4 protein-coding genes are annotated in these 5,308 nt (G+C 40.4%); 1 reads left to right on the top strand and 3 read right to left on the bottom strand.

Going from position 1 to position 5,308, the window contains the following annotated elements:
- The first annotated feature begins 107 nt into the window (after positions 1 to 107).
- Complete coding sequence (locus AC1DRQ_RS29160; protein WP_477429285.1) at positions 108 to 1,001, top strand: SMP-30/gluconolactonase/LRE family protein; 894 nt, start codon at positions 108 to 110, stop codon at positions 999 to 1,001.
- A 34-nt stretch (positions 1,002 to 1,035) separates the two neighbouring features.
- Here AC1DRQ_RS29160 and AC1DRQ_RS29155 read toward each other — a convergent pair whose 3' ends face one another.
- The 3 genes from AC1DRQ_RS29155 to AC1DRQ_RS29145 all read right to left on the bottom strand — a co-directional run bounded on the left by AC1DRQ_RS29155 (position 1,036) and on the right by AC1DRQ_RS29145 (position 5,172).
- Positions 1,036 to 1,395: a DUF1304 domain-containing protein gene (locus tag AC1DRQ_RS29155; protein WP_477429283.1), complete on the bottom strand. Its 360-nt coding sequence runs from the start codon at positions 1,393 to 1,395 to the stop codon at positions 1,036 to 1,038.
- A 49-nt stretch (positions 1,396 to 1,444) separates the two neighbouring features.
- Positions 1,445 to 4,246, bottom strand: a complete 2,802-nt coding sequence (locus tag AC1DRQ_RS29150; RefSeq protein ID WP_477429281.1) for a S8 family peptidase — start codon at positions 4,244 to 4,246, stop codon at positions 1,445 to 1,447.
- A 92-nt stretch (positions 4,247 to 4,338) separates the two neighbouring features.
- Positions 4,339 to 5,172: a M57 family metalloprotease gene (locus AC1DRQ_RS29145; RefSeq protein ID WP_477429279.1), complete on the bottom strand. Its 834-nt coding sequence runs from the start codon at positions 5,170 to 5,172 to the stop codon at positions 4,339 to 4,341.
- Positions 5,173 to 5,308 lie beyond the last annotated feature (136 nt).

Below are 5,308 nucleotides of genomic sequence, written 5' to 3'. Positions count from 1 at the left end.
GGTAAGTATGGGGTGGTCTTGTTTTAAAAAACGGATATGAATAACCATGTAAATGTTGTTAAGTACTAAAAAACACTTACTTTGTTATTGATAATTTATCTGTATAAATGAATAAGCAAATTGTCATTCAAAATTGGAATGCGGAGTTACTGTATAAAACCGAACTGATACTTGGTGAAGGCGCGCATTGGGATGCAGAATGCGAAAAGTTTTTATACGTAGATATTGAGGGAAAGAAGGTTGGTCGCATTGATCCGGTAACAAAAATTATTGAAGAAAGAGCAGTTGGAGAAAGAGTAGGAACAGTAGTGCCAGCCACCAATGGCAAACTCATTATTGCTTTGGAAAACTCCATAGAAGCGTTAGATTTTGAAACAGGCATAAGGCAGGAAATAGGAAAGATAGAAACAGACAAACCAGGTAACCGGTGCAATGACGGTAAATGTGATGCTGCCGGCCGTTTATGGATAGGTACCATGAGTATACAGGAAGAATTACACCAGGGCGCTTTATACTGTCTTGATAATTCTTTACAAAGAAAATTAGATAGAATAAGTATATCAAACGGTATTTGCTGGTCGGCCGATAACTCGGTGATGTACTACATTGATACCCTGGATTATAATATCAAAGCCTTTGATTTTGAAGTGCTTACCGGTAATATTTTTAATGAACGAATAGCTGTGAGCGTAAAAGAACCCGGCTATGCACCCGACGGGATGACTATAGATGAAGAGGGGATGCTATGGGTAGCCATATGGGGCGGAGCTTGTGTGAATAGGTACGATCCGCTTAGCGGAAGCCTGATTGGAAAAGTGAAAGTGCCCGCGTTAAACGTTACTGCTTGCGCTTTTGGTGGAGCAGATATGAAACAATTGTTTATCACTACTGCACGCAAGGGCTTAAATGAGGAGCAATTGCAAAAATATCCGCTTAGTGGTTCTTTGTTTTATCTGAATACCGAAATTAAAGGTGCTCAAATGAACAGGTTTATAGTTTGATCCGAATTCAAAAAGCCTTGTAAAAATGCCAGGGCTAACTAACCCAAATAAGCGCAATGGCCAGCAGGGCAGGAAGAGCTTGGATGTAAAATATTTTTTTGGTTACGGTAAATGAACCATACAGTCCGGCTACAGCTACGCAGATCAAAAAGAATAAAGCTACGTTACTATGCCACTGCTTATCACTAATAAAAAATGTCCAGAATAAGCCTGCTGCTAAAAAGCCATTATATAACCCCTGGTTTGCTGCCAGCGTTTTGCTGTTTTTCAACTCTTCAAGCGATTTATTAAACGCTTTGGGCCCCAGGGTTGTCCAGGCAAACATCTCCAGCCATAGTATATAGCAATGTATAACAGCAATAAGGCAAATAAGTATTTTGATGATCAGGTCCATTGGTTTGAGGATTTATCAGATAAATATAACATTAGCTTTAACAATTACTTTAAACCTTTATCAATTTGCCCTGATAAATAATCTTGCCTTTTAACATAATTACATAAACATATACTCCCGGATTAAGATTTATTTGAATGGTGTTCTGCAACTCACTAATGTTTTTATCCAAACTTAATCTGCCACCGGCATCATATAGTTTAAATTCATAATCGTTAATGTCGCCACTTAGTATGTTTAATTGTGTTCTTACGGGATTGGGATAAATGGTAAACTGGCCGTTCTGTAAAAATGTAGCGTTTGCCAGGTCTGAGTATGTAATTTGACCATCGTTACGGGTCAGTTTTGCCCTGTAATATTGAATCCCCTTTTTGGGGTTAAGATCGGTGAATTGATAGGCAAGGGAAGTGCCAATTATAGTTGTACCTAACTTGGTATAAACATTTGAACCTGTTAGTTTCTCCCAGGTTATTGATTTTAAATTGACCACACTCCCCACCTGCAAATTAAGTAATATGGTATTACCTGCCACGCTGGCCAGCAACGTTTTAATATAACAACCCACGCCCTGGTTAGCCACATTAATAGTATAGCTTTTTAGGCCCTCAAAGCCATCGCCCTGTGCACTTACTGCAAAATAAGGTGATGATTGCTGTTGAGCAGGTACAATGATAGTGGTATCGGTAGCAGAAGTAAGCTTTTGTAATAAATTATCTTTTACAGTATAAATATTATAACCCTTACTGCCTGGTTGAGCTTTCCAATGCAGCAGGGTACCATCAGCACAGTTATAGCCCACTTCAAGGTTGGGTGGTTTTGATAGGTTAAATTCTTTACTGATATGTTCCTGGCCGTTAATGTCCATTTTAAGTATGGCGGTTGTAAAGGTATCAGGAGCGGTCCAGTTGTAGTAATTGTTTTTTAGGGTGATGTTATTAATAGCTTTCCAGGTAACCCCATGATCGTAACTTATGCTTAGCTTACCCGATGCTGTATTAAATGAACTCTGCCAGCGGAGATAATTTTCATCCGCAGCAAAAAGCTGGTCATGCCCCGATGGGTAGATCCATTCAAACTGATTAGCTATAATAGCCTGATATGCTATATAAAAAGTCTGTGAGCCCTGTGGTACTTTATTGCCCTTTACATGAATAATATAACTACCGGCAGAGGGGTTTTGCAGTGTTACCTGCTCCATGTTGTTTAAGGTGTCTCTTCGCCGTTTTGCAGGCATTGATAAGGAATCTGCCGAGGGATATGAACTCAAACTCCATGGAAGTACCGTTTGATTGGCAGGTGTTGTTATATACAGGTCCAGGTCGTTAATAAGGGTCGTAGGGGCATTTAGTGCCGCGGGTGGGTCGTTCCATGCTAATGATACTTTAAATTCTCTGCAACCTGCCGGCACGGATATCTGATAGTCTATTTCCTGCCGGTTGGCAACTGTACCCTTTTTTAAACGGTTTTCGTTAATGGTGCGCAAGGCTTCCAGCGCGTTTAATTTCCCATAACCTGTTTTGTGATCAACCGCAGGTATGCCAATGTCATCGGCCGAATTGATGAGCACACTTTTTATAAGCGCGGCTGATGGTAATTGATGAAATTGTTTTTTGTATGCTTGCTGCAACAACACCACAGCGCCTGAAACCAGGGCCGCTGCGCCCGATGTGCCGTCTTCGCCATTAGCTACCAGTTCGGGTTTAACCCTGCCATCATATGCCGGTCCGGCAGAGCTCAGATCCTCCGGCTGATTGGTGCGGCCTGTGCCGCCTATTACCAATACATTTTTTGCCTGTTTAAAGGTGCCCGAAAGATTGGCAACGCCAGTAATGCCATTGTAGATGCCTGTTGCGGGGGCTGATGTACCGATATTGCCTGATGAAAACACATGAACAATGGAGTCGTTTTCAATCACTTGGTTATCATAAGCTGCAGCTTCGGTGCCATAATAGTTCTCGATCCCCGTGCCATAGGAGTGATTTTGAACGCTGATATTAAATGCTTTAAAAATAGCAGTACTATCGGGCATTAATTGTGCAAAGTCTGACGAGGTGAACCTTGCTTTTTGGGCTGCCCCGGTCCCTTTGATAAATGAATTTCCATTACCGCCTATCAATGTGGCCATAATGGTAGCGTGGCCAGAGGTGATTTTAGATGTTTGAAAAGAATTGAATGATCGCCCAAGCAAGTCCAGGTCATCATCATAACGGTCTTCTTTTATGCCAACGTTAATGCCATTGCCATCAATATCGGCATAATTGGCTGTTATTGCCGAGATATTGTTTGCACCCAGATCAATATCATTAATAGCCAGTTCTTCGTGGGGTTTGCGCGTAATATTTGCAAAAATAATATAGGGTTGTTGTAATAATTCGGGTAGTTGTTGTAAAGAGGTATTGAGGGTAATTGCATTGGCTGATTGGGCTGTTATTACACCATGTTTTTTAACATTAGCAATAACTGAATCGCTGCTGGACGTGATTACCAGTTCGATAGACTGCTTGGCGTTTGGGTGCTTATGCCAAAACTGCAATAAATTATCCGTAGCCTTCCATAATGAATTTGCAGGGGCAGTATCCTGTATGTTTTCATCAGGCAAAATGGGTGATGGCGATGCAACCACATAAAAGTTATAGGAGATCCTTTTTACAAAATGGAATTTTTTAGCATCTGCTGTTTCAGGATTTTTAAACTTAATCAGGTAATAATTAGTTGTATTGTTTTTTGTTGCCTGGATAGAGGATGTAGCCTTGTATAGTGCGCTGATAGCCTTATCACTAATGATTTTTTGAGCCCATGAGCACTTAAAACATAAAAATATCAGTATAAAACAAAGTAATTTTTTAATCATGATAGGCTCAAAAAAATAAAGGGGAGTCAGTACGCTCCCCTTTATTTGTAAAACTACTTAGTTGATCAATAAGAAGCAATATGGTATAAATTTTAATACAAATAGTTTAGTGCTATTTGATCGTTTGCATTAAATGTACGGTCGGTTCCGCTTGAGCAGGCCAGCATCCATGATCCGGCATCAGCTTTTGTAGGCGTGCCCGGGATATTGATAGCTCCAATACCCGCAGAGCCTTCATTTGATCTTCTACCGCCACAGCTGAAAGCGCGGTTAAAGTAATCTGTATGACGGAAACCGATACAATGCCCAATTTCATGCTGAATAACCGAAGTAACGTATCCTAAATCAGGATTGGTTCCGTACGCTGCAGTATTAGTGTTCATCTGGATCTGGTTATAAGGATTGCCCGATGAAGTTGGGAAACCCGAAGAACCTAAAGTGATGTAACCGCCGCTTGGGCCTTCGTTAAAGCCAATGATTTGAATATTACCGCCACTACTAACTACCTGGAACTGAATAGTCAGGCCAAGTGCATTGTAACGGGCTACGGCGTTAGCTGTTGCTGTTGCATAAACTGTTGGTAAATTTGAAACAGATACCGTAATTGTTCTGGGAAGGTTTTTTACCAGGTTGGTTGTCCGGTATTGCTCAACTTCGGCAATTTTTAAATTAGGGCTGGTACTCACCTCTGAAAGATTTGCCGGGGTTAGTAAAATATCACCTTCTACCAGGTAATTATCTCCCTGTTTGCGCACATCATCTGTGCTAAAACCCAGGGCGGTAATATTTTTAAGTACATCTGCTGAAACTTCTGCAGTCGGATCGGTTTTTTTCGCTGCTGATTGTTCGCTTTTGGTACATGCAGAGAATATTGAAGCTGCACATACCATGCATATTCCAATTTTTGTTAAAAGGTTTTTTTTCATTTGTCGGTTTAGTGTTTGTTTTGTTGTAAAATAGTACTGATAAATCACTTTTTTAAGTGATTAGCCGGCCAGCTATTAATTTCTACGAAAGATGTACTGAAAAGTTACTTTATTTTATTAAATATAAATGAATATT

The organism is Mucilaginibacter sp. P4_E8, assembly GCF_056401495.1.
Note: the sequence above shows the minus strand (reverse complement) of the source record. Positions and strands in the feature narration are given on the sequence as shown.